This is a genomic window from Streptomyces sp. NPDC048606 (assembly GCF_040650855.1).
Taxonomy (GTDB): Bacteria; Actinomycetota; Actinomycetes; order Streptomycetales; family Streptomycetaceae; genus Streptomyces.
Genome location: NZ_JBEZIB010000013.1, coordinates 39,011 through 65,868 on the forward strand (window position 1 = coordinate 39,011; position 26,858 = coordinate 65,868).

The 26,858-nt window shown below is 72.5% G+C and carries 27 protein-coding genes; 12 read left to right on the top strand and 15 right to left on the bottom strand.

All coding sequences use genetic code 11. From position 1 onward, the window contains the following. Positions 1-20 precede the first annotated feature (20 nt). The 3 genes from AB0D01_RS16435 to AB0D01_RS16445 all read left to right on the top strand — a co-directional run bounded on the left by AB0D01_RS16435 (position 21) and on the right by AB0D01_RS16445 (position 2,699). Positions 21-620: a helix-turn-helix domain-containing protein gene (locus AB0D01_RS16435; RefSeq protein WP_363055854.1), complete on the top strand. Its 600-nt coding sequence runs from the start codon at positions 21-23 to the stop codon at positions 618-620. Further along, a complete protein-coding gene (locus AB0D01_RS16440; RefSeq protein WP_363055855.1) occupies positions 617-2,164 on the top strand; it encodes a glycerol-3-phosphate dehydrogenase/oxidase in 1,548 nt (515 codons plus the stop codon). Before AB0D01_RS16435 ends, AB0D01_RS16440 begins: the two co-directional genes overlap by 4 nt. A gap of 184 nt (positions 2,165-2,348) precedes the next feature. Then, positions 2,349-2,699, top strand: a complete 351-nt coding sequence (locus AB0D01_RS16445; RefSeq protein WP_363055856.1) for a hypothetical protein — start codon at positions 2,349-2,351, stop codon at positions 2,697-2,699. A 55-nt stretch (positions 2,700-2,754) separates the two neighbouring features. On the opposite strand, the gene AB0D01_RS16450 is transcribed toward AB0D01_RS16445, so the two are convergent. The 7 genes from AB0D01_RS16450 to AB0D01_RS16480 all read right to left on the bottom strand — a co-directional run bounded on the left by AB0D01_RS16450 (position 2,755) and on the right by AB0D01_RS16480 (position 8,252). Further along, positions 2,755-3,489 (bottom strand): alpha/beta hydrolase, encoded by a 735-nt coding sequence (locus AB0D01_RS16450; RefSeq protein ID WP_363055857.1) that lies wholly within the window; start codon positions 3,487-3,489, stop codon positions 2,755-2,757. A gap of 206 nt (positions 3,490-3,695) precedes the next feature. After that, on the bottom strand, positions 3,696-4,859 hold the full coding sequence (locus tag AB0D01_RS16455) for an oxygenase MpaB family protein (protein WP_363055858.1): 1,164 nt from the start codon (positions 4,857-4,859) through the stop codon (positions 3,696-3,698). An 88-nt stretch (positions 4,860-4,947) separates the two neighbouring features. Next, positions 4,948-6,000: a polyprenyl synthetase family protein gene (locus tag AB0D01_RS16460; protein WP_363055859.1), complete on the bottom strand. Its 1,053-nt coding sequence runs from the start codon at positions 5,998-6,000 to the stop codon at positions 4,948-4,950. After that, complete coding sequence (locus AB0D01_RS16465) at positions 5,993-6,271, bottom strand: polyprenyl synthetase (protein WP_363055860.1); 279 nt, start codon at positions 6,269-6,271, stop codon at positions 5,993-5,995. The genes AB0D01_RS16460 and AB0D01_RS16465 overlap by 8 nt, the downstream gene beginning before the upstream one ends. Before the next feature lie 151 nt (positions 6,272-6,422). Beyond that, positions 6,423-6,818 (bottom strand): hypothetical protein, encoded by a 396-nt coding sequence (locus AB0D01_RS16470; protein ID WP_363055861.1) that lies wholly within the window; start codon positions 6,816-6,818, stop codon positions 6,423-6,425. A 178-nt stretch (positions 6,819-6,996) separates the two neighbouring features. Next, entirely contained in the window at positions 6,997-7,407 is a 411-nt protein-coding gene (locus AB0D01_RS16475) for a VOC family protein (RefSeq protein ID WP_363055862.1), read from the bottom strand. Between the two features lie 77 nt (positions 7,408-7,484). Next, positions 7,485-8,252: an NPP1 family protein gene (locus AB0D01_RS16480; RefSeq protein ID WP_363055863.1), complete on the bottom strand. Its 768-nt coding sequence runs from the start codon at positions 8,250-8,252 to the stop codon at positions 7,485-7,487. 323 nt (positions 8,253-8,575) lie between these two features. Here AB0D01_RS16480 and AB0D01_RS16485 point away from each other — a divergent pair, with 323 nt between their 5' ends. Beyond that, positions 8,576-8,890, top strand: a complete 315-nt coding sequence (locus AB0D01_RS16485; protein ID WP_363055864.1) for a hypothetical protein — start codon at positions 8,576-8,578, stop codon at positions 8,888-8,890. Between the two features lie 42 nt (positions 8,891-8,932). Here AB0D01_RS16485 and AB0D01_RS16490 read toward each other — a convergent pair whose 3' ends face one another. From AB0D01_RS16490 to AB0D01_RS16505, 4 genes are all read right to left on the bottom strand, one after another. Further along, positions 8,933-10,360 (bottom strand): GH1 family beta-glucosidase, encoded by a 1,428-nt coding sequence (locus AB0D01_RS16490; RefSeq protein WP_363055865.1) that lies wholly within the window; start codon positions 10,358-10,360, stop codon positions 8,933-8,935. 180 nt (positions 10,361-10,540) lie between these two features. Then, the gene (locus AB0D01_RS16495; protein WP_363055866.1) at positions 10,541-11,395 is read right to left on the bottom strand and encodes a carbohydrate ABC transporter permease; all 855 of its coding nucleotides are present in this window, start codon (positions 11,393-11,395) and stop codon (positions 10,541-10,543) included. Then, on the bottom strand, positions 11,392-12,393 hold the full coding sequence (locus AB0D01_RS16500) for a sugar ABC transporter permease (protein ID WP_363055867.1): 1,002 nt from the start codon (positions 12,391-12,393) through the stop codon (positions 11,392-11,394). Before AB0D01_RS16500 ends, AB0D01_RS16495 begins: the two co-directional genes overlap by 4 nt. A 225-nt stretch (positions 12,394-12,618) precedes the next feature. Continuing rightward, on the bottom strand, positions 12,619-13,959 hold the full coding sequence (locus tag AB0D01_RS16505; protein ID WP_363055868.1) for an extracellular solute-binding protein: 1,341 nt from the start codon (positions 13,957-13,959) through the stop codon (positions 12,619-12,621). Between the two features lie 242 nt (positions 13,960-14,201). Between AB0D01_RS16505 and AB0D01_RS16510 the strand changes: the two genes are divergently transcribed. Next, complete coding sequence (locus AB0D01_RS16510; protein ID WP_363055869.1) at positions 14,202-16,982, top strand: glycosyl hydrolase; 2,781 nt, start codon at positions 14,202-14,204, stop codon at positions 16,980-16,982. 90 nt (positions 16,983-17,072) lie between these two features. On the opposite strand, the gene AB0D01_RS16515 is transcribed toward AB0D01_RS16510, so the two are convergent. Together AB0D01_RS16515 and AB0D01_RS16520 are read right to left on the bottom strand one after the other, a co-directional pair. Continuing rightward, entirely contained in the window at positions 17,073-18,110 is a 1,038-nt protein-coding gene (locus AB0D01_RS16515) for a LacI family DNA-binding transcriptional regulator (protein WP_363055870.1), read from the bottom strand. 264 nt (positions 18,111-18,374) lie between these two features. After that, entirely contained in the window at positions 18,375-18,731 is a 357-nt protein-coding gene (locus AB0D01_RS16520; protein ID WP_363055871.1) for a helix-turn-helix domain-containing protein, read from the bottom strand. A 67-nt stretch (positions 18,732-18,798) separates the two neighbouring features. On the opposite strand from AB0D01_RS16520, the gene AB0D01_RS16525 reads away from it, so the two are divergent. Next, the gene (locus AB0D01_RS16525) at positions 18,799-19,701 is read left to right on the top strand and encodes an NAD(P)-binding domain-containing protein (protein WP_363055872.1); all 903 of its coding nucleotides are present in this window, start codon (positions 18,799-18,801) and stop codon (positions 19,699-19,701) included. A 167-nt stretch (positions 19,702-19,868) separates the two neighbouring features. Here AB0D01_RS16525 and AB0D01_RS16530 read toward each other — a convergent pair whose 3' ends face one another. After that, the gene (locus AB0D01_RS16530) at positions 19,869-20,462 is read right to left on the bottom strand and encodes a sigma-70 family RNA polymerase sigma factor (RefSeq protein WP_363055873.1); all 594 of its coding nucleotides are present in this window, start codon (positions 20,460-20,462) and stop codon (positions 19,869-19,871) included. Positions 20,463-20,538: 76 nt separating this feature from the next. Here AB0D01_RS16530 and AB0D01_RS16535 point away from each other — a divergent pair, with 76 nt between their 5' ends. The 6 genes from AB0D01_RS16535 (at position 20,539) to AB0D01_RS16560 (ending at position 25,869) form a co-directional block, all read left to right on the top strand. Then, the gene (locus AB0D01_RS16535) at positions 20,539-21,369 is read left to right on the top strand and encodes an alpha/beta hydrolase (protein WP_363055874.1); all 831 of its coding nucleotides are present in this window, start codon (positions 20,539-20,541) and stop codon (positions 21,367-21,369) included. Between the two features lie 228 nt (positions 21,370-21,597). Then, entirely contained in the window at positions 21,598-22,173 is a 576-nt protein-coding gene (locus AB0D01_RS16540; protein WP_363055875.1) for an excalibur calcium-binding domain-containing protein, read from the top strand. A 266-nt stretch (positions 22,174-22,439) separates the two neighbouring features. Next, positions 22,440-22,895 carry a hypothetical protein gene (locus tag AB0D01_RS16545; RefSeq protein ID WP_363055876.1) on the top strand — a complete coding sequence of 152 codons (456 nt, stop codon included), beginning with the start codon at positions 22,440-22,442 and terminating at the stop codon, positions 22,893-22,895. A gap of 112 nt (positions 22,896-23,007) precedes the next feature. Then, positions 23,008-23,358, top strand: a complete 351-nt coding sequence (locus tag AB0D01_RS16550; protein WP_363055877.1) for a hypothetical protein — start codon at positions 23,008-23,010, stop codon at positions 23,356-23,358. After that, the gene (locus AB0D01_RS16555) at positions 23,351-25,135 is read left to right on the top strand and encodes a protein kinase (RefSeq protein WP_363055878.1); all 1,785 of its coding nucleotides are present in this window, start codon (positions 23,351-23,353) and stop codon (positions 25,133-25,135) included. Before AB0D01_RS16550 ends, AB0D01_RS16555 begins: the two co-directional genes overlap by 8 nt. A gap of 80 nt (positions 25,136-25,215) precedes the next feature. Continuing rightward, complete coding sequence (locus AB0D01_RS16560) at positions 25,216-25,869, top strand: hypothetical protein (protein WP_363055879.1); 654 nt, start codon at positions 25,216-25,218, stop codon at positions 25,867-25,869. Here the strand turns inward: AB0D01_RS16560 and AB0D01_RS16565 are convergent. Continuing rightward, positions 25,859-26,818, bottom strand: a complete 960-nt coding sequence (locus tag AB0D01_RS16565; protein WP_363055880.1) for a LysR family transcriptional regulator — start codon at positions 26,816-26,818, stop codon at positions 25,859-25,861. The two genes, AB0D01_RS16560 and AB0D01_RS16565, sit on opposite strands and share 11 nt — an antisense overlap. Between the last annotated feature and the right edge of the window lie 40 nt (positions 26,819-26,858).

The window sequence follows — 26,858 nt, forward strand, 5'->3', positions numbered from 1 at the left end:
GCGTTACAGTTTTCCACATCATGTCAATGCGTAACGCTGATGCCACCACATCTCCCCGAACCGGAGACCGCAGTCTCGACGACCGGATCCTCGACGCCGCCGCCGAACTGGTCGCGGTGCTGGGCGGTCGCGTCCAGCTCACCGAGATCGCACGGCGCGCGGGCGTCAGCCGCCCCACCGTCTACCGGCGCTGGCCGGACGTCCGCGCCCTCGTCGGCTCCCTGCTGACCCGCGAGATCCTCGACACCGTCGCCCGCACGCCGCGCGCCTCGGACGACCGCGAGGGCCTCGTCCGGTGGATCGTCGAGATCGCCGTCCAGATGCGCGACCACCGCGTGCTCGGCGCCCTCTTCCAGGGCGACGCCGACCTGATCTCCGAGTACGTCGTCCAGCGGCTCGGCACCAGCCAGCGCGACCTGATCGACCAGCTCAGCGGCCTGCTGGCCGCCGCCCAACAGGACGGCACGGTGCGCGCCGGGGAACCCCTGGAACTCTCCGCCATGGTGCTGCTCATCACCCAGTCCACGGTCCAGTCGCACCGCATGGTCGCCGAGCTGCTGCCCGAGACCGCGTGGCGTCGCGAACTGGCGATCGCACTGAACGGATACCTGAAACCATGAACCGACGCTCCCCGACCGCCCTGGACTCCGCCCGCCGCACCGCCGACCTCGAAGCCCTCGCCGGCGGCGCCGGCGTGGACGTGCTCGTCATCGGTGGGGGAGTGACCGGCACCGGCGTGGCCCTGGACGCCGCCTCGCGCGGACTGCGCACCGTCCTCGTCGAGGCCAACGACCTCGCCTTCGGCACCAGCCGCTGGAGCTCCAAACTCGTCCACGGAGGCCTGCGCTACCTCGCCTCCGGCCGGATCGGCGTCGCCCACGAGAGCGCGGTCGAACGCGGCGTCCTCATGACCCGCACCGCACCGCACCTCATCCGCGCCCTGCCGCAGATGGTCCCCCTCCTGCCCTCCGTCTCCCGCCGCGCCGCGCTGCTGGTCCGCACCGGCTTCACGGCCGGAGACGCCCTGCGGATGGCCGCGCGCACCCCGGCGGCCCTGCTGCCCCGCGCCCGACGCGTCGGCCCCGCCGAGGCGGCCCGCCTGGTGCCCGCCGTCCGCACCCAGGGCCTGCGCGGCGCCCTCGTCGCCCACGACGGCCAACTCGTCGACGACGCCCGCCTCGTCACCGCACTCGCCCGCACCGCCGCCGGACACGGCGCCCGCGTCCTCACGCGCGTCCGCGCCGGCCGGGTCACCGGTTCCTCCGCCGTCCTCACGGACACCCTGACCGACACCGCCATCGAGGTCACGGCACGCGCCGTGATCAACGCGACCGGCGTCTGGGCCGACCAGGTCGACGACTCCATACGGCTGCGCCCCAGCCGCGGCACCCACCTCGTCCTCGACGCCGCCACCCTCGGCCGGCCGCGCGGCGCGCTGACCGTACCGGTGCCCGGCACGACGAGCCGCTTCGTCTTCGCCCTGCCGCAGCAACTGGGGCGCGTCGTCCTGGGCCTGACCGACGAGGACGCCCCCGGGCCGGTCCCGGACGTCCCCGTGCCCACCGAGGAGGAGATCGACTTCCTCCTCGCCACCGTGAACACGGCCCTGGAACGCGACCTGACCCGCGCCGACGTCCTGGGCTCCTTCGCCGGACTGCGCCCCCTGCTCGACACGGGCGGCGGGGAGACCGCCGACCTCTCCCGCCGCCACGCCGTCCGCGAGGCCCCGTCCGGCACCATCACCGTCGTCGGCGGCAAGCTCACCACCTACCGCGCCATGGCCCAGGACGCCGTGGACCTGGCCTGCCGGATCCGGGACCTGCGAGCGGACCCCTGCCGCACCCGCGACCTCCCGCTCGTCGGCGCCCCCGGCCACCCCGAGACCCCCACCGCCGTCCGCGCGGACGTCCCCGCGCCCCTCCTCGCCCGCTACGGCGGCGAGGCCGGCGCCGTACTCGACACCGCCACGGTCTCGGACCCGCTCGGACGCATAGCCCCCCGCGTCAACGTCACCCGCGCCGAGATCGCCTACACGGTCACCCACGAGGGGGCCCTCGACGCCGACGACGTCCTGCACCGCCGCACCCGCATCGGCCTCGTCGACCGGGACGCGCGGGCCGCGCGCCCCGGCGTCGAGGACGTCCTCGCCCAACTCGGATCCTGACGCGCGAAGGCCCGGCCCCGCCCTGCCTGGATCACCGGTCGTGCGGGAGCGGGCCCTTGACGACCTCGGCAGAGCAAGCAGGCGGTTGCGGGGAGGGTCCGCCGAGGTGAAACTCGGTGCCAGTCCAGACCCTGGGCACTCGACCGATCATGCCCCGTGCGGTGTGTCAGCCAAGGAGAGCACCATGTCAACCGCGGACATCGCAGACGAGAAGGCCTGGTACGCGGTGCGCTGCGTGTTCCGGTGGGACGTCGTGGACGACACGACCTACGAGGAGCGCCTGACCCTGTGGCAGGCCGTCTCGATGTCCCAGGCCGCCGCCAGGGCGGAGGACGAGGCGCGGACCTACGCGGGGGAGAACGGCCTGCGCTACCTGGAGCTGGCCCAGTGCTACCGCCTGGCCACCGGGGGGCGGCCGGGCGACGGAGACGAGGTCTTCTCCCTCCTGCGCGACAGCCCGCTCGACGAGGAGTCCTACCTGGACCGGTACTTCGACACCGGCGGCGAGCACCAGGGCACCGTGACGGAGGGCTGACAGCCGCCCCGCCCCGACCCGACACGGGCGGGCGGGGCGGGGCGGCCTCCCGGACCTACTTCAGGTGCCGGGCGAAGAACCGCGTCGCCGCCTCACCGGCGGACCGCGGGACGCCGGCATGACCGCCGAGATGGGCGTGCAGGGACTTGTCCTTCGAACCGAAGGCGTCGAACAGCTCCAGGGCCGCCTCCCGTTCGTTGCCCTCGTCGTCCCACTGCAAGAGGACGTGCAGGGGAACCGTGACCTGTCGGGCCTCCTCGAACACGGCGCGCGGTACGAGGCTGCCCGCGAACAGAACGGCGGCCGCGACGCGGGGCTCCACCGCCGCGAGGCGGACGCCGATGGAGATCACTCCCCCCGAGTAGCCGACCGGGCCGCCGATCCCGGGCAGCGCCAGGAGGGAGTCCAGGGCGGCCCGCCACTCCGGTACCGCCCGCTCGACGAGGGGCAGGACGAGGGCGTCGACGATCTCGGGGCCGACCGGCTCGTCCGCGTCCATCGCCCGGCGCATGGCGGCACGGGCCTGTTCGACGCCGGGCAGGCGGGGCCGGTCGCCGCTTCCGGGCAGCTCGATCGTGGCCGCGGCGAAGCCCTCCGCCGCGGCCTGCCCGGCCCGGTCCACCAGGCGGGGGTACATCCGGCGCAGCCCGAGGGGCGGGTGGCCGAGCAGGATCAGGGGCGTCGGCCCGGACACGGAGGTGGGTGTCCACAGGATGCCGGGAATCCCGTCGAGGGTGAACTCGCGTTCGAGGATGGTGTCGTCGAGGTGCTGTTCGGAGGTGAACCGCATGGTCGTGCCTTTCGGGAGTGCTCGTGAGACGGCGCTCCCGGACGACCTGTTCAGCGTCCGACCGTGACCCCTGAGGGGAGCACCCATGTCGATACTGCGTTCACGGGTACCACCTCCTCGATCTCTCGCACGGCCTCGGAAAACCTAACAGCGTCCGTCGGGACGGCCAACCGGTTTTCTCGCCGCCCCGTACGCTCCGGGGCCCGTCAGGAGGAGAGCGTCGGGGCGGGGGGAACCCAGCGGTGGGTGCGGGGCACCGTCGCGTCGACGTCGAACTCCTTCTTCAGCTGCTCCGGGATCGCGTAGTGCATGACACGACCACGGGTGAGGGAGGACAGTTCGAGGACGGTCGTGAGGTGGCCGAGGCGGTCGAGCACCCAGGCGCCGAGGGGGGAGTGGTCCTCGATGCTCTCCAGGACGCCGAGGAGGTGCGGCACGGCCTTGACGACGGTGTCCCAGGGGGTGCGCGGCACCCGGAGCCAGTCCGCGCAGGTGTCGCCGACCAGATGGCGGATGAGCGCCGAGACGATCGGGTCGAAGAAGGTGCCCGGCACGATCTCCTCGTAGAGGTCGATGAGCTGCCGGGTCAGATGGGCGCCCTCCTCGGACGGCGCCATGTGCCGGACCATGTACAGATCGAGGAACGCTCGCGCCTCCTCCAGGGTCTTGGGGACGGCGTCCTGGTCGACGCCGAGCATCGCGCCGACCACGCGCCAGGCGTAGTAGTAGGCCTCGGCGCCCTCCGTGGACATGTGGATGCCCAGGCGGTGCAGGCTGTCCAGGACGAGCATCGAGAAGAACATCTGCCCACCGATCATGTCCTCCTGACAGATCGGCGTGCCGAGTGCCCCGGTGTCCCACCGGTTCTCGCGGACGAGGTGGTGGCGGATGGAGGCGTGCAGGAGGCGCACCTTCTGGGCGGCGGGGATAAAGCGGCTGCCGCTCTCGAAGGCGTCGGGCTGCATCAGGTAGACGGTGAACTGGCCGGTCTCCGCCATCCGCTTGGACGGGTACTTCAGTCCGTGGGTGGCCGACAGGAGCTTCGCCACGTGCGGGACGACGTAGCAGGCGGGCATGGAGGCGAAGGACAGGGCGGTGGAGATGTGCACGTTGTTGTCGATGAAGAAGAGCCGGGCCCGCTCCATCTCGCCCCAGTCCACCCACGCCGGCGGCGCACCCGTGACGTGCAGGTACTCCCGGGCCACCTCGGGCAGCCCGTCCGGCAAGGGGGCGCCGACGGTGGAGACGTACCGCATCAGGGTGTTGAACTTGCCCACCTCCCCCCGTTCGAAGAGCGTGGCCACGGTGGCGTCGGCGAGTTCGTCACCGGCCTGCCGCAACGAGTCCATGGATGCCTCGGTGTAGGTCACGACGGGTCTCCTCGTACGTCATCGGTCATCGGTCATCGGTCATCCGGAATCCGTCATCCGCCATCGGTCGTCGGCGCCGGGCGGGGGGTCAGGACCGCCGGATCGCGGCGGAACCCGCCAGGGAGGTGAGGGCGGCCGTGGCGGGCGCGGGCACGTTCAGGGTCCCGAGCACGGTCAGGGCCTCGTCGACCCGCTCGCCGATCATCACCTCGATGCGGTCGGGGGCCTTCACCCCGCGCATCACCTCGCGGATCTCGGCCAGTCCCGCCTCGTCGAGGTCGCGGCGGCCGAGCAGCGAGGAGAGCCGCTCCCGCTCGCCCCCGCCGGCCAGGCGCCACGTCTCGGCCAGCAGGGCGGTGGGCCGGTGACCGCGTACGTCGTCGGCGTTGGCCTTGCCCGTGCGCGCCGGGTCGCCGAACAGCCCGAGCAGATCGTCCCGCAGCTGGAACGCCTCCCCGAGCGGCAGCCCGTACGCGGAGCAGCCCTGCCGGAGCCGGTCGCCGGCTCCCGCCAGGGCCGCGCCGATCAGCAGGGGCTGCTCGACGGTGTACTTGGCGGTCTTGTACCGGATCACCTTCAGCGATTCCGAGGTGTCCGGAGGGGTCCCGGTACGCAGGATCTCCAGGCACTCGCCCGCGATCAGTTCCCGGGCCATCACCGACCACAGCGGGCGGGCCCGGGACAGGTACGCGGCGGGCAGGCCGCTGGTGGCGAAGAGCTGCCCGGCCAGCGACATCAGCAGATCGCCCACCAGCATCGCGAGCGACCGGGCGGCCGCGTCGGCATGCGATCGACGACGTACGGCCTCGCGCAACGCGATGTGCGCCGTGGGGCGGCCGTGCCGGAGGGGGCTGTCGTCGATGAGGTCGTCGTGCACCACCGCGGCGGCGTGCACCAGCTCCATCGAGGCCGCCGCCCGCACCAACGCGTGGCTGTCGGGCTGCCCGGCCGCGCGCCAGCCCCAGTAGCAGAACGCCGCGCGCAACCGCTTGCCGTCGGCGACCGCGTCCTCCAGCGCGCCGGCCACCGGCCCGAGAAGGGGGTCGACGGCCGACAGCAGGTCGGCCTCGACGGCGACGAATTCCCGCAGCACCTCGTCGACGCGGGCCTTGAACGCGGCGGGATCCCACCGATCAGACATGATCACCGGCGCGCCGGGCCAGAGCGTGTCGGGCGAGGACCTCCAGGTGGGCCGGCGGGGCGGACGCGTACCGGTCCATCACCAGGCGGCCGTGCGCGAGCAGATCACGCTCGGCGTCCGCCGCCAGCTCGGCCGTGTCCGAGCGGCGCAGCGCCCCCCACACGTACTCCAGGGCCGTGCCCACGAAGTTCACCGCCAGGTCGGCGAGTCCCACCGCCACCAGGACGGCCCGTTCCTCCGGGCCCCCGCGTCGTCCCGTGTTCCCTGTCATGGCCTCTCCTCCCCTGGGGCGCGGCCGGGCGGACGCCCGTGACCTGCCGCGCCTCCCAGGTTCGCAGCGCGCCCGACCCCCGGCCGGAGGAACTCACGATCGGGTGAACCGGCCGTGGGCGGAGTGCGGCGCGCGGCAGGGGTGGCCGGGCTCAGGCCTGCGTGGGGTCACCGGGGATCGGGTGCACCTCGACCGGGTCGTTGCCGGGCGTGCCGCCCGGGCCGGGGCACGCCGACGCCCGGGCGGCGATCTCCAGGGCCCGTTCCTCGCTCTGGACGTCGACCACCCAGTACCCGGCCAGGATGTGCCCGCCGGCCTGGCCGGGACCCGAGGTCACCTGCGGCCGCCCGTCGCTGCCGGCCCGTACCGTCTTGACCAGGGAGGGACCGCCCAGCCCCTGACCGTCCACCCATTCCCCCGCGGAGGTCAGATCCGCGTTGAGGGCGTTCATGTGGGCGAACATGGCCTCCATGTCGTCCTTCGAGTACGACGACATGATGGCGTCCCACTCCTCGACCGGCACGTTCATCTGGATCATGTACCTCATGTTCCTCACCCTTCCCGGGCTTCCGCCGGGGCCGGCTTTCGGCCCGTCGGAGAGGTAGACCGCCCGGGACCGGAAAACTCATCGGTGTCTGCCGACCCCACCGCTTTCCCTCTCCTGGGGAAGTCTCGGGGACCGGCGAGACCAAGGGACGGATTCCCCCGGTACCAGGCGATTCGCCCTACAGTCGCAGGGGAGGAGCCTCCGCTTCGAGGACGAACGCGTGGCCCGCCGGATCGGCGTAGCGCCGTACGGTCGTGCGGCTGCCCGGTGCGGCCCCGTCGTCCCGGGCGGTCATCGGTCGGGCCCCGAGGGCCACGGCCTCGCGCTCGGCCTCGTCGAGGTCCCGCCCGTCGACCCGGATCAGCACGTGGGCCTGGTGGGAGCCCTCCGGGAGCGGCCAGGTCGGAGGTATGTGGGACGGGTCGCGGCGGATGCCGAGCGCCGCGCCCGTGGGGCCGGTGATGAGGAGGAGTTCCCCGTCTCCCGGCGCCGGCTCCACCGCCGCGCCGAGCAGGTCGGCGTAGAAGCGGGCCAGCAGCTCGGGCTCGGCGCTGTCGAGGACGAGAACGGTCGTCTTGGGTACGGTCATGCCCGCCGTTTGCCCTGTGTCGCGGTCCGTACGCGCCGAGGCTCCGAGGCCGCGCCGGCCGCGCCGGGCCGGGCCCGTCAGGCGTTCGGGTCGAAGGCGATCCCCGCGGGCTTGGCCTTCGTCAGGTGCGAGGCGAAGGAGTCGTCGCGCAGGCCGAAGTGCGCGCTGCCGAAGTCGGCCGTGCTCAGCTTGTCCCGGAGGTTCGCGGGATAGCCGTCCCAGCCGACGAGGGTGGGGAACTGCCAGGTGCGGCGGTGGTTCTCCGGCGGCTCGTCGTTGTTGTTCGCCGCCCGGAAGCAGTGGGTGCCGATGCCGTCCTTGTGGTAGACGATCTTCGGGTGGTCGCCGTCCCACCGGATCCGGTCCCGCGCGTGGACGACGAAGTCGCCGTGCGCCGAGGTCGACACGTACTCGGCCGTACCGTTCCTGGTCCACACCACCACGTGCTCCCAGTCGTGGCGGTGTCCGCCCAGGCTGACGCCGGCGAGGGCCTGGTCCTTCTCGAAGTAGAGGGCGTACAGGACCGCGCACCAGCCGTTGTTGCACTTGGCGCGGGAATAGCCGTTGGTGTTGTCGAGGTCCGAGGCGTCCCGGCAGTTCCCGTTGAGGGCGCCCGTGGGCTTCAACCCGCCGTTGAGTTCGCCGTTCACGCCGATCGCGGGCGTCGGGTAACAGCCGTCGGTGTCGTAGTCGTAGGCCGGCTGGAACGTCGACTCCAGGGCGGAGGCGTTGCCCGCGAGGCCCGGGGGCGGCGCCGCGAAGGCCACCTGGGGGACGGCGACGACCAGCGCGAGGGCGGCTCCGACGACGGCCGCCGACTTCCGGCCGCGATGACTGGTCCGCATACGAGGTCTCCTGGAGTGTCGTGGCCGATGCGCGGGCCGGTGAACGCCCGCAGCATCATTGGCGAGCCGCGTCCACCAGGGCAAGGGGCGTGCGGCAACGGATCCGTCACCTACGCGTGTCACCAACTCCCTTGCCCCGCATGTGCGTTGCCGATGGGCGGAGTGCCCGGAAACGCACCCCCGCGGCACCCTCCACGATCCGCGTTGAACGTGTTCAGAAAATCTGACAGCATGACGTACGGACAGGCCCGCCGGGCCGGGGCGAACGTGAATCCGCGCGCCTTCGGCGTGCGCCGGCCACGAGACCCGGAGGTCGGTAACACATGATCGTCGCCCTGCTCATCTTCCTGTTCCTGGGTGTGGTGGTGGCCATCGGGCCGGGCCTGCTCATCGGGTACGCCTTCGTCGCGGTGAGCGGCAGACTGTCGCTCACCGCGAGGATCCCGCTGCTGGTGGCCCTGGCCTCGGCCACGGCGACGCTGTGGCTGGGCCTGGGGCAGACCGCCAACGTCCTGCTGCCGCTCGCCATGGTGCTGTCTTTCCTCGCGACCCTCGCCTCGGGGGCCCTGTTCCTCGGCATCGAAGCCGGCAAGCGGCGCGCGCCCCTCCGCCCCGCGCCGGTGTGGCAGAACCGGTAGCCCGCCACCCGGCGTCCCGTTCCCGTACGAGGCGGGTCCCGCTCAGCCCCGCGCCAGCCCGTTCCGCGCGATGACCCGCGCGTACCATCGCGCGCTGTCCTTCACCGTCCGGCGCTGGGACGCGAAGTCCACGTGGACGATGCCGAACCGCTTGCTGTACCCGTAGGCCCACTCGAAGTTGTCCAGCAGGCTCCACAGGAAGTAGCCCCGTACGTCCACGCCGTCCTCGATGGCCCGGTGCACGGCCGTCAGGTGCGCGTCCAGGTACGCCACCCGCTCGGGGTCGTGGACCTGTCCCTCCGGGTCCGCGTAGTCGTCGTACGCCGCCCCGTTCTCCGTCACCAGGAGCGGCAGGCCGGGGAGTTCGTCGCGCAGTCGGGTCAGCAACTCGTACAGGCCGTTCGCGTCCACCGGCCAGTCCATCGCCGTGCGCGGGCCCGCCGCCGGGGTGAACGCCACATGTCGCTCCGCGCCCGCCCAGGGGGCCGGCGAGGCGGAGGAGCCGGCCGAAACCACGCTGGGGGAGTAGTAGTTGAGGCCCAGCGAGTCGATGGGGGCGGACGTGACCTCCAGGTCACCGTCCTGGACGAACGACCAGTCCGTCACCCGCTTCGTGTCCTCGACCAGGTCCGACGGCAGCCGCCCGTGGAACACGGGGTCCAGGAAGATCCGGTTCGCCACCGCGTCGATGCGGCGTACCGCGTCCAGGTCCGCCGCCGTGTCCGTCAGCGGGCGCAGGGCGTGGAGGTTCAGGGTCAGGGAGATCTCGGCGGTGGACGCGAGGCGGTCACGCAGGACGCGGACCGCGGCCCCGTGCGCCAGGTTGAAGTGGTGGGCCGCGCGCAGCGCGGCGAGGTCACTGGTGCGGCCGGGGGCGTGGACCCCGTTCCCGTACCCGAGGAACGCGCCGCACCAGGGCTCGTTCAGCGTCGTCCAGGTGGCCACCCGGTCGCCCAACGCCCCGGCCACCAGGTCCGCGTAGTCCGCGAACCGGTGCGCGGTGTCGCGGTGCGGCCAGCCGCCCGCGTCCTCCAGCTCCTGGGGGAGGTCCCAGTGGTAGAGCGTCGCGACCGGCCTGATGCCGTTCGCCAGCAGCTCGTCCACCAGACGGCGGTAGAAGTCCAGGCCGCACTCCACGGCCGGGCCCCGCCCCGTCGGCTGGACCCGGGGCCAGGAGACGGAGAAGCGGTAGTCCGTGACGCCGAGTTCCCTCATCAGCTTCACGTCGTCCGGCATCCGGTGCAGGTGGTCGGCGGCGATGTCACCGGTGTCACCGTTGCGGACCTTGCCGGGCGTACGGCTGAAGGTGTCCCAGATGGACGGCGTCCGGCCGTTCTCGGCTGCCGCCCCCTCGATCTGGTAGGCGGCGGTGGCGGTGCCCCAACGGAATCCCGTGGGGAAGCGCAGTGCGGTCCCGGTCTCGGGGCGGGTGCCCGTGGAGGTCGCCGGGCGGGCGTCGACAGCGGTCATGAGACGGACACTCCAGGAGGGTAGGGGGAAAGGGGACGATCGGAGGGGCCCATGAGCCCCATGAGTCCGATGAGCTCATGGGGGTGCATGCGGGCGGTGTGGGCGGTGCGGCCGGTGGGTCGATCGGACCGGTAGGAGCGATCGGGCCGGTGGGTCCATCGGCCGGGTGGGGCGAGCGCGTCAGCCCTTCACCGCGCCCTGCATGATGCCGCCGACGATCTGCCGGCCCAGCAGGCCGAAGACGAGCAGTACCGGCAGCGTGCCGAGCAGAGTTCCGGCCATGATGACCGACTGGTCGTTGACGTAGCCGCCGCCCAGCTGTCGCAGGGCGACCTGCACCGTCGGCTCCTGCGAGGACAGCGCGATCACCGGCCAGAAGAAGTCGTTCCACGCCGTCATGAACGTGAGCATTCCGAGCACCGCCATCCCCGGCCGCGCGATCGGGATCACGATCGACCAGAAGACGCGGGCCGTGGAGGCCCCGTCCACGCGGGCCGCCTCGATCAGCTCGTCCGGCAGCGACTGGACCAGGTACTGGCGCATGAAGAACACCCCGAACGCCGACACCAGACCCGGCAGGATCACCGCCTGGAGCTGGTTCACCCACTGGAGTTCGGCGATCAGCATGAACAGCGGGATCACCCCGAGCTGCGGCGGGATCATCATCGTGCCGATCGTCAACGTCAGCAGAGCGCCCCTGCCCCGGAAGCGGAGCTTGGCGAAGGCGAACCCGGCCAGCGTGCAGGAGAGCACCGTGCCCACGGTGATCGCCCCGGAGACGATCAGCGAGTTCAGCAGGGCCTTGCCGATGTCCGCCTCTTCGAGGACCGCCTCGAAGTTCTTCACCAGGTTCGGGCCGGGCAGCAGGCTCGGCGGCACCCGCGCCAGGTCCGCGTTGGAGCGGCTGGCCGCGACGATCGTCCAGTAGAAGGGGAACGCCGAGATCAGCAGCGCGAAGCCGAGGACGAGGTAGGCGAACCAGCCGCCCGTCATCGTCTTCCCGGCCCCGGACGACGGTCGGGCGAGCGCGGTCATCGGCCAGCCTCCTTGCGGGTGCGGCGGCGCGCGATCAGGGCGTTGACCCCGACGAGCAGCACGATCAGGACGAACATCACCCAGGCGATGGCCGCGGCCCGCCCCAGGTGGAAGAAGCCCCAGCCCTGTTCGTACATGTACAGGCCCAGGGTCTGGTACTGGTGCGAGATGCCGCCGGAGATCGACCCCTCGAACAGCAGGGGTTCGCCGAAGAGCTGGGTCGCGCCGATCGTCGAGACGATCACGGTGAAGACGATCGTCGGCCGCAGTCCGGGAAGGGTCACGTGGATGAACTGGCGCCAGCGGGAGGCCCCGTCCATTTCCGCGGCCTCGTAGAGCTCGTGCGGGATCGACTGCATGCCCGCCAGGTAGATCAGCGCGTTGTAGCCGGTCCAGCGCCAGATCACGATCGTCGACACGGCGATCTGCGAGGCGACCGTGCCCGTCTGCCAGTCCACCGGGTCGAATCCGACGAGCCCGATCACGTAGTTGATCAGCCCGAAGTCGCGGCCGAAGAGCTGCGCGAAGACGAGCGTGGCGGCGGCGACGGAGGTCGCGTAGGGGAGCAGGATCGCGGTCCGGATGAACGTCCGGCCGCGCAGTCTGTAGTTGAGCAGGTGCGCCAGACCCAGTGCCATCGCGAGCTGGGGGACGGTGGACAGCACACCGATGGTGAACGTGTTGCGCAGCGCGATCCAGAAGTACTCGTCGCCGAAGAGCGCGGTGTAGTTGGCGATGCCCCGCCACTCCATCTCGCCGCTCGTCTGGAGCTCGACGCGGTAGAGGGAGACGAACGCCGTGTAGAGGAGCGGGAAGAGGCCGAAGGCGAGGAACAGGGTGAAGAAGGGGGCGACGTAGGCGTACGGGGAGGCCTTGCGCCAGGTGCGCCGGAGAGCGGCTGCCGGACCGTCGCCCGGGTCGGCCCCGGGGGCGGGACCGAGGCCGGGGCCGGTTCCGGCCCGGCGGGGCCCGGCCTTCGCGAGGGAGGTGGGGGACACGATGCGGCCCTTCGGGATCGGGACGGGAGGGGACGGGGGCGGGAGGGTCACGGAGCCGGAGCCGGAGCCGGAGCCGGAGCGGGGTCGGGGCCGGGCCGACGGCTCGGGGCTCGCGCCGGGGCGGCGGGGCCCACGGGCGCGGCGGGTCCGTCGGGCCGCGCGGGGAGCCCGGCCGTCCGGGAGGGGACGGCCGGTCGTGCGCGCGGCCGGCCGGGCGGACCGGTGTCAGCCGATCACGTTGGCCACGCCCTTCTTGGCCGTCTCCCACGCCGTTCCCGAGGGGACTCCCTTGCGCTCGACCTCGCTCAGCGCGTTCGTCAGCTGCTGCATCACGTTCTGGTCGTGCACGCCCAGCACCTGGACCGGGGACTCCTTGGCCGCGTCACCGAAGATCCTGCCGATCGGGGCGTCCGAGAAGTACGGGTCCGTGGCGTCCGCGATCTTCGCGATGGCGCCCGTCGAGGACGGGAAGTTCCCCTGCTTCCGGAAGACCTTCTCCTGCTGCTCGGGCGCGGTCAGCCATTCGATCAGCCGGTACGCCTCCTCCTTGTGCTTGGCCGCACGCGGGATCGCGAGGTACGAGCCGCCCCAGTTGCCCGCTCCGCCGGGGAGCTTGGCGACGTCCCACTTGCCCCGGCCCGCGTCGCCGGCCTGGCCCTTGACGTAGCCGAGCATCCACGCCGGGCAGGGGATCGTGGCGAACGAACCGGCGGCGAAGGCCTGGTTCCACTGCGGCGACCACTGGTCGAGCTTCGCGCTCAGGCCGGCCTCGGCCGCCTTCACGGAGGCGTCCCAGGCGGTCTTGACCGCCGGGTTCGTCTCGTAGACCAACGTGCCCGAGGCGTCGTAGTACCGCTCCTTCTCCTGGCCGATCATGACCCCGTAGAGGGATCCGACGCTGTCCAGCCAGGCGCTCTGGGCGGGCGCCTTCCGCTTGTACTCCTTGCCCAGCTCCAGGTAGCCGTCCCAGGTGGACCACCTCTTCGCGAGTTCCTCGCGGTCGGTGGGCAGGCCGGCCTCCTTGAAGAGGTCGGTGCGGTAGCACATGGCCTCGGGGCCCACGTCCGTGCCGAGGCCCAGGATCCTGCCGTCCTTCGTGGTCGCCGCCGACCACTTGGCCTCGGCGAACTGGTCCTTGAGCCGGTCCGCCCCGAACGCCTTGAGGTCCAGGAACCTGTCGGACTGCTGCTGGGTGACCGACGCTATCCGTCCCACCTCGACGCCCTGCACGTCCGCGAGACCGCCGCCGCCGGAGATGCGGGTCTGGAGCGACTTCCAGTAGTCCGCCTCGTCCTGGGTGTCGCTCTGCTTGATCGTCACGTTGGGGTGGAGCCGCTGGTACTCCTCGTAGAGCCCGGCCTCCTTGAAACCGAAGGATCCGAAGAGGTCGACGGTGAGGGTGACCTTCCCGCTCGCCCCGGCGGAGGCGTCCGGAGCGGAGCCGGACCCGCAGCCGGCGAGGAGGGCCCCCGTGAGGACGACGGCGCCGAGGCGGACCGTGGCCCTCCCGACGGCCCTCGCGGTGGCTCTCGTGGCCGCTCTCGTGGTGGCTCGGGCGATGGGCATGGGAAGCCTCCCTGGACGTCGGGGTGAACCGAGCGCCTTGAGAGCGCTCTCACTCGGTGCGCTTGGAGCGTCTCCCACCACCTGCTCCCCGTCAAGAGTCGAACGCATAACAGCCCGCCGTTCCCGTCAACTGGCCTCGGTGCGACCTCTCTTGACATCACGGTTTCAGGAGATTTACGTTCCTTGGCACTTGAGAGCGCTCTCGAACGCGCTCTTCCCCCCCATGATCGAGGTGTTGTTTCGTGCGAGCCTCACCCTTCAGACCGGCCGCGGCGACGCTCCTGGCCATCGCCCTGGCCGCCGTCGGTCTGACGTCCGCCGCCACCCCCGCGGTCGCCGCCACCATCCCCGCCGGTTCGGGCAGTTACACCGACGTCCGACCCGCCGGCACGTCCGGCCCCACGACGAACACCGGCGCACCCGTCACCCCCAAGCTCACGGCGGCCGCCCGGGACAAGCCCGTCCCGACCAACGACTGGTGGACCTCGCTCGCCTACCAGCGCTATGGCGACAACCCGTACTCCACCCCCATGTACGGTCACCCCCTCACGTACCAGGCCAAGGCCTCCGGCCTGGAGGTCGGCTACCCGACCACGCCCGCGATCGTCGGTGACGGCCGGCAGTACGAGTACGCCCACAAGGCCGATCTCACCGTAGGCCTCACCGGCCTGAACTCCCCCGACACCAAGGCCGACGCCTGGTCGGACTGGACCGTCACCCCGTACTGGGCGGACGGCACCCGGACCTTCCGCGCCACCATCGGCCACGGCATGCCGTTCGTATACGCCAAGGGCTCCGGCGGCGACGCCCGCGTCACGACCGCCTCCGCGCCCACCGTCTTCGCGGACGACGGCAACGTCCTCGGCATCACGGTCGCCGGTCACCACTACGCCCTCTTCGCCCCGACCGGCGCCGACTGGAACGTGTCCGGCACCACCATCACCGCCGCGCTGGCGGGCAAGGACTACTTCTCGCTCGCCGTCCTGCCCTCCACGGACGCGCTGGCGACCTACCGCACGTACGCGTTCAGCTTCGTCACCGGCTCCCGGGTGACCTGGCAGAGCGTCGGCGCCGACGTCCGGGCGACCTACACCCTGACCACGGAGGCCAAGGAGGGCACCGAACGCGGCACGCTCCAGGCCCTCTACCGCCACCAGTGGCTCCACACCACCGACGCGTTGACCCCGTACACGTACGTCTCACCGCGCGGCACCATGAAGGTGCGCGCGTCCGCCTCCTTCACCACCAGTCAGCGAAGCAGCGGTGTGGTGCCCGCCCTGCCCGCCTCCGACGGGATCGACCGGGCCCGCCTCGGCGCCTACCTCGACGAGGTCGCCAACGCCTCCGACCCGTTCTCCGGGGCATCCGACACCTACTGGACCGGCAAGGCGCTCGGCCGGCTCGCCCAACTGGTGCCCGTGGCCGACCAGATCGGCCGGACCGCGACCCGCGACAAGCTCCTCGGCCTGATGAAGGGCCGGCTCCAGGAGTGGCTCACGGCGGGCGGGGCCAGTGGGTTCGCCTACGACGGGGACTGGAAGACCCTCACCGGCTATCCGGCCTCGTACGGCAGTGACACCGAGCTCAACGACCACCACTTCCACTACGGCTACTACGTCTACGCGGCGGCGATCGTCGCCCAGTACGACCAGGCCTGGGCGGCGGACTCGGCCTGGGGCACGATGGTCAAGCACCTGATCCGCGACACGGCCAACCCGAGCCGCACCGACGCCGCGTACCCCTTCCTGCGGGGCTTCGACGTCTACGCGGGCCACAGCTGGGCCTCCGGCCACCAGGGCTTCGCGGCGGGCAACAACCAGGAGTCCTCGTCGGAGTCCACCAACCTCAGCGCCGCGCTGGTGCTCTGGGGCGCGGCGACCGGCGACACCTCGCTGCGCGACCTCGGCAGCTACCTGCTGACGACCGAATCCGAGGCGATCACCCAGTACTGGTTCGACGCGAACGAACAGGTCTTCCCCGCGTCGTACCGTTACGGGACGGTCGGCATGGTCTGGGGGAGCGGCGCCGCCTACTCCACCTGGTGGACCGCCAACCCGGAGGAGATCCACGGCATCAACGTCCTTCCCGTGACCGGTGGCTCACTGCACCTGGCCCGCGAGAAGGCCGCAATCACCCGGAACATCGCCGAGATGGAGCGCGAGAACGGCGGCCCGGCCCAGGAGTGGCGCGACCTGCTCTGGGAGTTCGAGGCGCTGGCCGCTCCGGCCTCGGCGAAGGCCAAGTGGGATGCGGTGAACGGGAACTACACCCCGGAACAGGGGGAGTCCAGGGCGCACACCTACCACTGGATCGGCACGCTCGACACCCTCGGCGCGCCGGACACGACGGTCGGCGCGGACCTGCCCACCGCCGCCGTCTTCACCAGGAACGGCGTCCGTACCTACACCGCCCACAACCACGGTTCCACCGCCCGTACGGTGACCTTCACGGACGGCAGGACCCTCGCGGTGGCGGCCCGTTCGACGGCCACGGCCACCGGCCCCGGCGGTCAGGACCCCGACCCGCCGGAACCGGGCCCGTCCACCGGCAACACCTTCCGCCTCAAGACCGGCGGCGTCCTGACCACCGCCACCACGGACCCGGCCGGGGCGGACACCCTGGCCTCGGCCGACGGCGTCAACCGGGACGGCACCCCGTACCGGCCGACCGTCTACGAGGCGCGGCAGGTCAACGGCAAGCCCGCCGCCGGAGCCGCCACCGCCTTCCGCCTCAGGGTGGACGCGGGCACCAGGGTCGGGCTCGCCCCGCAGGTCCGGGTCAGCTACGACCTGACCGGTGACGGCACCTTCGAGCGCACCGAGACCTTCCGCTACTTCGCGACCGACCCGCTCGCGGGCTGGGAGGAGTACACGCAGGCGGTCGGCGCCCAGGCCACCACCGGCAGCCTGGGCGAACTCAGGAACGGCACCGTCCGCCTGGAGGTCTGGAACGCCCTGGGCAACGGCACGTCCCAGCTCCAGACGGGCACGGACGCGGCGGTGCTGAGGATCCCGTACGTCTGACCCGGCGGCGCGGTGGTGCGGCGGGTCCCGGGCTCCGCGGAGCGGGGACCCGCCGTACGCGTACGTCGGGACCGGATCCGGGACCCGGACTCAGGCCGAGGCGCGCCGCACCAGCGTGGTCGGGGTGATCACCGAGTCCGGCGCCGCGCCGTTCCCCGTCCGGTCGAGGTTGCGCAGCAGCAGCCGTGCCATCAGGCGCCCCTGGCCCTCGATGTCCTGTCGGACGGTGGTCAGCGGCGGGTCGGTCTCCTTGGCCACCGGATCCATGTCGTCGAACCCTACGACCGCCACCCGCTCGGGCACCGCGATCCCGCGCTCCCGCAGGACCCGCAGGGCCCCCGAGGCCATCAGATCGTTGGCGACGAACACCGCGTCCAGGTCGGGCCGGCGTTCCAGCAGCTCGGCCATCGCCCGCGCCCCGCTCTCCACGGTGAAGTCGCCCTCGACGACGAGCGTGGGATCGGTGTCCACCAACACGTCCCGGTAGCCGTCGAAGCGGTCCATCGCCGAGGTCTGGTCGGACGGCCCGCCGATGTGGGCGATCCGCTCGCGCCCGAGGTCGCGCAGGTACTGCACGGCGACCCGGGCCCCGCCCCGGTTGTCGGCGTCGACGTACGGGACGGCCCGTTCGCCGGGGGCCGCCGTCCAGCCGGGCCGCCCCCCGAACACGGTCGGAACCCCCGCCCGCCGGGTGATCTCGGGCAGCGGGTCGTCGGTGTGCAGGGAGAAGGCGAGCGCGCCGTCCACGTGCCCGCCGGACAGGTACCGGGTGATCCGGCCGAAGTCCCCCGGCCCCTCCACCAGCAGCAGCACGAGCTGGGTGTCGTGGGCGGTCAGTTCCTTGCTGACGCCCCGGATCTGCTGGGAGAAGAAGGGGTCCGAGAAGATCCGCACCTCCGGCTCCGCGATGATGACGGCCACCGCGCCCGTCCTCCGGGTCACCAGGGTCCGGGCCGCGTGGTTGGGGACGTAGCCGAGCTCGTCGACCGCCCGGAGCACCTTGTCGACCAGCGGTTTGCGGACCCCGTCGCCCCCGTTGACGACCCGCGAGGCGGTGGCCCGGGAGACCCCCGCACGCGCGGCGACGGCCTCCAGGGTGGGGCGGGAACCGGGGGACTGCTCGGGCAAGGCGGTCGCTCCTCGTCGACGGGGGCGGCGACGCGCACGGTGGTGCGGACCTGTGCCGTCGCCGGATCCCCTACAGCTTAACGCCGGTACGGGCGCACTGAGAGCGCTTCCAACGGGCGCCCGCCCAGCTCACCGCGGGCGCCCCCGCCGGTGTGGACGGCGGCCCCGACACCCACCTTTTTGTGGGTACTTGGCGGACGGACCCGTACGCGCCAAGGTGGGTGGTGTCGGGGGCCGCACGACACGCAAGGAGGAAGCGGCGGCTCAGGACGCGGCCCGGGAGCGCGAGCGCTCCAGCCGGTCCAGCCGACCGTGGCCCCACCGCGACACGGGGCCGAGCGCCTCGGACAGTTCACGCCCGTAGGCGGTCAGCGAGTACTCGGTCTTCGGCGGCCGGACCTCGAACACCTCCCGGTGCACGAGCTCGTCCTCCTCCATCTCGCGCAGCGCCTGCGTCATCACCTTCTCGCTCAGGCCCGGCAACATGCGGCGCAGCGCACCCGGACGCATCGGACCGGACTCCAGCAGCCACAGCAGGGTGGTCTTCCACTTCCCGTCGATCACCGCGATCGCGGCGGTCACCCCGCACATGTTCGGGTCCTGTGCCCGGCCACGCGTCATCCCCCGACCCCTTTTCTTCCTCGTGTTCACCCACGGGCCCACTCGCCCACTTCCAAGGAGCACCTTCGTGACCGCACCGCATTCCCCGTCCACCGACGTGACCGTGATCGGCCTGGGGCCGATGGGGCGGGCACTGGCCGGCGCGTTCCTCGCCGCGGGCCTGCGGACCACGGTCTGGAACAGGACCCCCGGCCGGGACCGGGAGCTCGTCGACCTCGGCGCGACCGGGGCCCGCGGCGCCGCGGAGGCGGTGGCGGCGAACCCGCTGACCGTCGTCTGCGTCGTGAACCACGACGCCGCCGACTCCGTCCTGCGGGATCGGGCCGTCACCGACGCCCTCAAGGGCCGTGCCGTCGTCAGCCTCACCGCCGACACCCCCGCCCGCGCCCGGGACGCCGCCGCCTGGGCCTCCCGGCACGGCGTCCGCTACCTCGACGGAGCGATCATGACCCCGGCGGCGACGATCGGCGGCCCCGACGCCGTCTTCCTGTTCAGCGGGCCGGCCGACCTCCACGCCGAACTGCGTCCGGTGCTCGACGCCCTCGGCGGAACCCACCACCACCTCGGGGAGGAGATCGGCCGGGCCGCCGCCTACGACATCGCCCTGCTGGACGTGTTCTGGACCGCCATGGCGGGCTACGCCCACGCCCTCGCGGTGGCCCGGGCCGAGGGCATCACCGCCCGCGAACTCGCCCCCTTCGCCCAGGGCATCGGCGCCATCCTCCCCGGGATCTTCGCGGAGGCCGCCGAGGACGTGGACGGCGGCGGCTACTCGGGCGAGGGCAACCCGATCACCTCGGCCGTCTCCTCCATGGCGCACATCGTGGAGGCTTCGGAAGCGCACGGCATCGACGCCTCCGTCCTGCGCGCGGCGGAGGGGCAGGCCCGCCGCGCCATCGGCCTCGGCCACGGCACGGACGGCTTCATGCGCGTCACCGAACTCCTCGGCCGTACCGCGGGAGCGCGCTGACGGCTCGCCGCCCACCACGACGTCGGTCGGGTCGACTTCGCGCGGGAGGTCCGGCGCCGGCTCGCCGAGGTCGTCACCCCGGACCGGGGCGACGCCGTCACCGGGGACCGACGGGCCGACCACGCCACCGGATCCGCGCCGGCCGCGCCGCGCGGCGGTGGTCGGTGTCAGCCCCGGAGCCGGTCGCGCTGGAGCCGGTGGGCGACGGAGCGGCGTACGGAAGCGGAGGGGGTGGTGCTCTTCGGGGGAAGGTCGAGGCCGCGGCTGATCTCGTCGTAGGCGGCCCGGTACCCGCCGGGCAGATCCGACCGGTGCAGCCTCAGGTCCTCCTCGACGAGCCGCCTCAGCGCGTCGGTGTTCTGCGAGGTGAAGCGTTTCTTCCCCCGGGCGAGCGCGTCGACGTGGCGGGCACAGTGTGCGGTCCCGTCGAGGGCCTCGGCGATCTCCTCGGCCAGGCCCCAGAGCCGTCCTTCGAGCCAGGGGACGTCGTGTTGGTCGAGGGAGACCCCCAAGGGCGGGCGCGGCCCGTCGTCCTTGTGCTTCAGGATCTGCTTGGACACGGCCGCCTGACTCATGTCGGTGAGTCGCGCGATGCGCTGCTGCGTCCAACCGAAACCCGCGAACACCTTGATCATCTCGGTGCGCAGCCTGCGCATCTCCTCGCCCGCGCGGATGACCTCGTTCATGCCGGCCAGCATCTGCTCGGCTTGCTCCTCGGTCAGCGTCCCGGGGGCCTGTGGCTTGCTCTCTTCGCTTGGCACCACTCGGTTATACACCAGACCGCCCGCTGTCATAACCCGGTTGTACAACCAGGTTGTAGCGGGCATGATCCTCGTCATGCCCACCTTCCGCGCTCCTGATGGAACCCGCCTCTCCTACCGCGTGTCCGGTGACGGCGACCCGCTCGTCTGCATCCCGGGCGGCCCCGCCGACTCCGTCTACCTCGGCGACCTCGGCGGTCTTTCGGCGCACCGTCGACTGATCGTCCCGGACCTCCGCGGCACCGGCCGGTCCGCGATCCCCGAGGACACCTCCTCCTACCGGTGCGACCGTCTGGTCGACGACGTCGAAGCGCTGCGCGAGCACCTCGGCCTCCCACGGATGGACCTGCTCGCCCACTCCGCCGGCACGAACATCGCGACGCAGTACGTGGCCCGATACCCGCACAGGGTCGGCAGGCTCGCCCTGATCGGCCCCAGCCCCCGGGCCGTCGACGTGACGATCACGGCAGAGACGCGTCGCGAACTCGCACGGCGCCGGCGGAACGAGCCCTGGTTCCCGGCGGCGTTCGCCGCCCTGGAGGCGATCACCGAGGGCACGGGCGGCGACTTCGAAGCCATCGCCCCCTTCTTCCACGGCCGGTGGGACGCGGTGGCACAGGAGCACCACGAGGCCGGTCGGCCGCGCAACCGGGACGCTGTCGCGCTCTTCGCGGCCGAGGGCGCCTTCACCCCCGCGCGCACGCGCGCGGCGCTCGCCTCCTGGCGCTCTCCCGTCCTCCTGCTCACGGGCGAGCTCGACCTGAACAGCCCGCCCGTGGCCGCGGCCGAGATCGCGGAGCTGTTCCCCGACGCCGCGCTCCTGGTGCAGCGCGGAGCGGGCCACTACCCCTGGCTCGACGACGCCGACCGGTTCACGGCGGCCACGGCGGCGTTCCTGAACGGATGACCCGCCCGCGACCGCGGGCGGCCGGCCGAGACGACTGCGCCGTTCGGGTAACCGTTGTCCCGCCGGTGCGTTGGGGTTGGTGTATCCGCGCGGCGACGCCGCCGACGCCGTAACGGCCGGCCTCGTTCGCCCTTCCCGGTCTGGAGTGCCGTGTACCCACCCCCCGACGCATCCCCCTTCCGGCCGGTCGGCCCCCGCCCCTGGCATCCGCTTCTGGCGGTTCCCGCCGTGATCGTCGCGACGCTCGTGGTTCCCCCGCTGGGCGCCGCGCTCGCGTTCATGGCCCGCTGGGGCAAGGCGGGCAAGGTGGTGACCGTGGTCTCGGCCTCGATCTGGTTCTTCGTCCTCCTCGTCGCCGGATCGAACCCGAAGGACACGCAGGCGGACGGCAAACCCCAACCGCGACCGACCGCCACGATCACCGTCACCGCACCGGCCCCACCACCGGTCGCGCCCCCCGCCCCGGCCACCACTCCCGCTCCCGCGACCACACCGGCACCCGCGTCATCGGCTCCGCCACCGGCGCCCGCCCCCACCCCGCCGCCGAGCCCGGCCGAGGCCCCTCCCGCCCCTCCGCCGAGCCGGCCGCGCACCCCCGCCGCCGACGACGCCAAGCCGAGGACCGCCGACCCCACGCCGGCCGACAGGAGCGCCGCCGTGGGTGGCCCGAACCCCGGCGGAGGCGGCGTCTCGTACCGGAACTGCTCCGCCGTCAGGGCGGCGGGGGCGAACCCCATCCGCAGGGGAGACCCCGGATACGGACGCCACCTCGACCGCGACGGCGACGGCGTCGCCTGCGAATGAGCCCCCGCGCCGCCGCCCCCGTCAGGGGGTCACGATGGCGAAGTCGGGGTCCGGGGCGTCGAGGGCTCCGAGGAGCTGTATCAGTCGGGCGGGATCGCCGCCCCGGGCAGGGGGCGTCCGCGCTCGGCCGTTCGGGTAGCGTCGCGGTTCCGGAGCCCTGAAGACCGCCCGCCTCGCACCACGTCCACGGTTCGAGCGCCTTGGATGGACCGAGGTGAAGCCGATTCCCCCGCCGATGCCGGCGGGGACCGATGGAGGGGAAGTCCATGGGCGATTTCGTTCACACGGCCGCACGCATCGCCGCCGTACTCGGCGTCGTGGTGGCGTCCGCCATGACGGGGACCAACGCCCAGGCCGCCAGTGGCGGCGGGTGCGGAACCTACTACGAGGGGGCCGGTGCCCAGTACGTCAAGATCAGGACGTGCATCGCCTCACCCCGTGCGGGAGTGGGGCGCCCCGACGCCTACATCAGCCTGGATTCCCGACACCCGGCGTGCAGGATCGCCATCCGGACCGTCCGGACGGGCGATGCGCGGGTCGTGTCCGACAAGGTGCACCCCTGCCCGTCCGGAGCCATCGGGGACCGGCGCTTCACCGCTCCCGACTTCCGGGACGACACGGCGGAGTTCGGGGAGGGCTACGCCACCTACACCCAGATCAACTGGACGGCTTCCGGAACGTGGACGATGCCCTACCGCAGCCCGTGGCTGAAGCTCCCGTAGGAGCGCGGGCCCCCGGCAACCGACCGGTTCGCGCCACCGCTTGACCTGATCCACGCCTGGAGCGGGGAGATCCGGCCTGCCAAGCTGGGCCCACGGCACGGACGGGGGAGACATGAGCGCGCACGCGTACGAGATCCGGGTCGGCGGCGACTCGGGCGGCGAGGACCTGCGGCGCCTGGCCCAGTGGTTGAGGGACGACGAGTACGTCGGAGAAGCCGGAGAGCTCACCTTCGAGGCCGGACCGCCCGTCGAGGGGGCCATGGGGGCGGCGTTCGAACTGATCCAGTTCTGCGTGGACAGCGGATTCCAGACGGCCAACCTCGTCCTCGCGATCACCCTCTGGCGCCGCACCCGGTCCGAGCCGCCGACGGTCACCATCGAGCGCGACGGCGTGCGCGTCGAGGTCCACAGCGCGGACCCGGACGTCGTGGCACGCCTGGCCGCCCGCCTCGAGAATGGCTGAGGAGACCACCGCGGCCACCCTGCCCGACCCTTCCTCCTCCTGGGCCGTCCTCATCGGCTGCTCCGGCTACGAGCACTTCGAAGACCTGCCGGCCGTCGCCAACAACCTGCTGACGCTGCGGCAGTTCTTCACCTCCTCGGAGGGCTGGGCGCTGCCCGAGGAGCAGTGCGTCACCATCGCCGATCCGCGCACCCCCGGCGAGGTCGTCAATCCGCTGCGCACGGCGGCGGGCCGGGCCCGGGACGCCCTCTTCGTGTACTACGCGGGCCACGGCGTCCTGGACGACGAGCTGCGCTTCCACGTGTCCCTGACCGGTTCGGCGGGCGACGAGCCGTGGTCCTGCCTGTCGTACGAGTGGATCCGCAAGGCGCTCGCCGGCGCCCGCGCCCCGAGGAAGGTGGCCGTGCTGGACAGCTGTTTCAGCGGCAAGGTCCACCTGGGACTCATGTCCCGCCCCTCCGACGCCGTGCGCGCCGGCACGAGCGCGCGGGGGACCGTGGTCCTCACCTCGGCGCGGGACGACCGCGTCGCCCTGGCGCCACCCGGGGACCGGTACACGGCCTTCACCGGCGAGCTGCTGACGGTCATGACCGAGGGCGTTCCCGGCGGACCCGCCCTGATCACGGTCGACGGCGCCTACGAGCACGTGAAGCGGTCCCTCGCGAGCAGGGGGCTGCCCCGGCCGGACCGCACCGGCAGCGACACCGCGGGCTCGCTCGTCCTGGCCGTCAACGCGGCGGCGGACCTGCCGTCCACGGGGCCCGTGGTGGCAGCGGCCTCGTTCCGCGACACGATGCGCCGACTGGCCGCGCGTACCGGCCCTGCCACCGTGCCCGAGGCGCCCGAGGACCCGAACCCGGAATCGGCCGGCCCCTTCCCCGGAGAGGTGCTCCGGGGCCGCTACAGGGTGCGCGCGTGTCTGGGCGTCGGCTCGATGTCGAGGGTGTACGCCGCCCACGACCGGATCCTGGGGCGGACGGTGGCCATCAAGATGGCCTCGGGGGCCCTGGCGCGCGGTGGCGACGCGCACGACGAGGCCCGGGTCGTGGCCGGCCTCAACCACCCGGCGATCGCGACCGTGCACGACGTGTGGAGGTACCGGGACGGCGACTGCATCGTCATGGAGTACATCGACGGCCGCGACCTGGCCCGGTTGAGACTGCGGACCGCGCTCACGCCGGCCGAATGCGCCGCCATGGCCCACGAGTTCCTCGGAGCGCTCGCGTACGCGCACGACGCGGGGGTCGTCCACTGCGACGTGAAGCCGGCCAACATCATGATCACCGTCGAGGGGCGGGTCAAGATACTCGATTTCGGCATAGCGGGCAGAGTGGCGGACGCGCACCCCGGCAGCCACGCCGGCATCCACGCGGGCGGCTTCGTCGGAACCCCGCGCTTCGCTCCCCCCGAGTCGTTCGCGGGAGCGCCCCCGGACGTCCGGCGTGACGTCTACGCCTGTGGCGTCACCCTGTTCTTCCTGCTCACCGGCGAGCTGCCGTTCGACGCCGAGGCCGACGGCGACGCCGAGGCCGGTCACGGGGACTTCCTGCCGCCGCAGGCCAGGACGTCGCACGTGCCGAGACCGTCGTCCCTCGCCCCCGGGGTCAGCCCCGGCCTCGACGCGTTGGTGATGCGGGCCATGCACCCCGACCCGGAGCGGAGGTTCCAGACGGCGGCGCAGATGAGGTCGGCCCTCGCCCACCACCCCCGGCTGCCCGACCGCGACCGCCCCCTCGGCCGCTCCACGCCGGCCGACTCCGTCGGCCGGGTGCGTTGACGCGCCGCGTCCCACCCGTCGAGCGTCCGCGCATCGGCCCCGGACACCGTGCTGTCAGTGCCCTTTGGCAGCATGCACCCATGAGCAAGGTAGTGAACTACAGCATGGCGAACCGCGGCGAGGTCGCGCGCTTCGTGCCCGCCCTGGACCTGAGCGCCGACGAAGCGCGACGCCTGGACAACATGCGCGTCAGGGCGAAGGCGCGACAGGACAGTCTCGACCAACAGGGCGTGGACTGGGGGCTTTCGATCCCGGACGCCCTGGAGGAGCTGGTGACCGGCAAGGCCGAATCCTCCGCCGAATACGCCGGCTGCGCCTACTACGCGGCCCTCCAGGTCATCATCGACCACAACGCGAGCGACAGCGCGACCCTGGCGAGCTACCGGAGCCCCGTCACCTACTTCTCCGCCCTGGACGACGCCCTCGGCGCGGCGGGCGTCCCGGCCGAACTGCTGCCCTACCAGTACGTCTTCAGCGGCCCGCCCGCGGAGATCGGGATCCGCGTACCCCGTCCCACGGACGGCTCGCCGGAGATCGGCTGCTGGCCCCTGGCGAAGGCCGTCCCCGCGGTGGAGGCCTACCGCGCGGCCCTGGGCCGCGTCGACGCCGATCTGCGGTACGACCTCGGGGAACTGATCGAGGCCCTCGACGGTTGGGCCTCGGACTGGACCGCCAACGAGGGGGCCTGGTGGTGGGCCGAGGACGGCTCGATCTTCTTCTCGATCACCGGCTGACCTCCGGGGAGACCGCCCGGGGGCCGAGGGGCTCCTCGGCGGCGGTCGGGGGTGCGAACAGCTCCCGGACGGTTTCGGCGGCCGTCTCGCGCAGCCAGGTGTGGGCGCGGTCGTCGTCGTGGCGCCGGTGCCACAGCAGGTGCAGCGGTACCTCGGGCAGCGGGAGCGGCGCCCGCAGCGTGATCAGGCCGAGCCGGTCGCGGGCGGTGCGGGTGACGGCGTCGGGCAGGGTGACGACCAGGTCGGTGTCGAGGGCGAGCCGCAGCGCGAAGGCCGTGGTGGGCCCGGCGGCGACGACCCGCCGTTCGAGGCCCCGCGCGGCCAGGGCGTCGTCGATCCCATCGCGCAGGCGCCCGCGCCGCGAGACGGTGAGGTGGTCGGCCGCCGCGTAGCGCTCCGCGTCCGGCGGACCTTCGGCGAGCGGGTGGCCCGGCCGCACGGCGACGACCAACCGGTCCCTGCCGACGAGGCGGTGGCGGACGTCGGGGAGCGCCGCAGCGGCGGTACCCGATTCGAGGTCCACCTCGCCCCGACGCAGCTCCGCGTCGTCCGTCCCGGACTCCGCGGGCAGGCGTATCCGGACGCCGGGGGCCTGCCGGCGGACCGCGGCGATCAGGGCGGGGCCGCAGGCCTCGGTCAGGGCGTCGTGCCAGCGCACGGTGAAGTCCCGTTCCAGAGAGGCCAGATCGAGTTCCTGCTGCGTGGACAGGAGCCGGTGGGCCTGCTCGACGAGGGCGTGGACCTGCGCGCGCATGGCCAGCGCGCGCGTGGTGGGGACCATCGTGCGGCCCGTGCGGACCAGGATCTGGTCGCCGGTGGCCTTGCGGATGCGGCCCAGGGAACGGCTCATCGCCGGTGGCGTGACGTGCAGTCGGGCCGCGGCGCCGGCGACACTGCCCTCTTCCAGCAGGGCGTCCAGGGCCGTGAGCAGGTTCAGATCCAGTTGCATGGCGCTCACTCTACAAGTGACAAGCATGCACTTGTTGTTA

What these genes read in the sequence shown, in the direction of transcription:
- AB0D01_RS16435 (WP_363055854.1), top strand. Translation starts at nt 21, where the DNA reads ATGTCAATGCGTAACGCTGATGCCACCACATCTCCCCGAACCGGAGAC.
- AB0D01_RS16440 (WP_363055855.1), top strand. Translation starts at nt 617, where the DNA reads ATGAACCGACGCTCCCCGACCGCCCTGGACTCCGCCCGCCGCACCGCC.
- AB0D01_RS16445 (WP_363055856.1), top strand. Translation starts at nt 2,349, where the DNA reads ATGTCAACCGCGGACATCGCAGACGAGAAGGCCTGGTACGCGGTGCGC.
- AB0D01_RS16450 (WP_363055857.1), bottom strand. Translation starts at nt 3,489, where the DNA reads ATGCGGTTCACCTCCGAACAGCACCTCGACGACACCATCCTCGAACGC.
- AB0D01_RS16460 (WP_363055859.1), bottom strand. Translation starts at nt 6,000, where the DNA reads ATGTCTGATCGGTGGGATCCCGCCGCGTTCAAGGCCCGCGTCGACGAG.
- AB0D01_RS16465 (WP_363055860.1), bottom strand. Translation starts at nt 6,271, where the DNA reads ATGACAGGGAACACGGGACGACGCGGGGGCCCGGAGGAACGGGCCGTC.
- AB0D01_RS16470 (WP_363055861.1), bottom strand. Translation starts at nt 6,818, where the DNA reads ATGAGGTACATGATCCAGATGAACGTGCCGGTCGAGGAGTGGGACGCC.
- AB0D01_RS16475 (WP_363055862.1), bottom strand. Translation starts at nt 7,407, where the DNA reads ATGACCGTACCCAAGACGACCGTTCTCGTCCTCGACAGCGCCGAGCCC.
- AB0D01_RS16480 (WP_363055863.1), bottom strand. Translation starts at nt 8,252, where the DNA reads ATGCGGACCAGTCATCGCGGCCGGAAGTCGGCGGCCGTCGTCGGAGCC.
- AB0D01_RS16485 (WP_363055864.1), top strand. Translation starts at nt 8,576, where the DNA reads ATGATCGTCGCCCTGCTCATCTTCCTGTTCCTGGGTGTGGTGGTGGCC.
- AB0D01_RS16490 (WP_363055865.1), bottom strand. Translation starts at nt 10,360, where the DNA reads ATGACCGCTGTCGACGCCCGCCCGGCGACCTCCACGGGCACCCGCCCC.
- AB0D01_RS16495 (WP_363055866.1), bottom strand. Translation starts at nt 11,395, where the DNA reads ATGACCGCGCTCGCCCGACCGTCGTCCGGGGCCGGGAAGACGATGACG.
- AB0D01_RS16505 (WP_363055868.1), bottom strand. Translation starts at nt 13,959, where the DNA reads ATGCCCATCGCCCGAGCCACCACGAGAGCGGCCACGAGAGCCACCGCG.
- AB0D01_RS16520 (WP_363055871.1), bottom strand. Translation starts at nt 18,731, where the DNA reads ATGACGCGTGGCCGGGCACAGGACCCGAACATGTGCGGGGTGACCGCC.
- AB0D01_RS16535 (WP_363055874.1), top strand. Translation starts at nt 20,539, where the DNA reads ATGCCCACCTTCCGCGCTCCTGATGGAACCCGCCTCTCCTACCGCGTG.
- AB0D01_RS16545 (WP_363055876.1), top strand. Translation starts at nt 22,440, where the DNA reads ATGGGCGATTTCGTTCACACGGCCGCACGCATCGCCGCCGTACTCGGC.
- AB0D01_RS16550 (WP_363055877.1), top strand. Translation starts at nt 23,008, where the DNA reads ATGAGCGCGCACGCGTACGAGATCCGGGTCGGCGGCGACTCGGGCGGC.
- AB0D01_RS16555 (WP_363055878.1), top strand. Translation starts at nt 23,351, where the DNA reads ATGGCTGAGGAGACCACCGCGGCCACCCTGCCCGACCCTTCCTCCTCC.
- AB0D01_RS16560 (WP_363055879.1), top strand. Translation starts at nt 25,216, where the DNA reads ATGAGCAAGGTAGTGAACTACAGCATGGCGAACCGCGGCGAGGTCGCG.
- AB0D01_RS16565 (WP_363055880.1), bottom strand. Translation starts at nt 26,818, where the DNA reads ATGCAACTGGATCTGAACCTGCTCACGGCCCTGGACGCCCTGCTGGAA.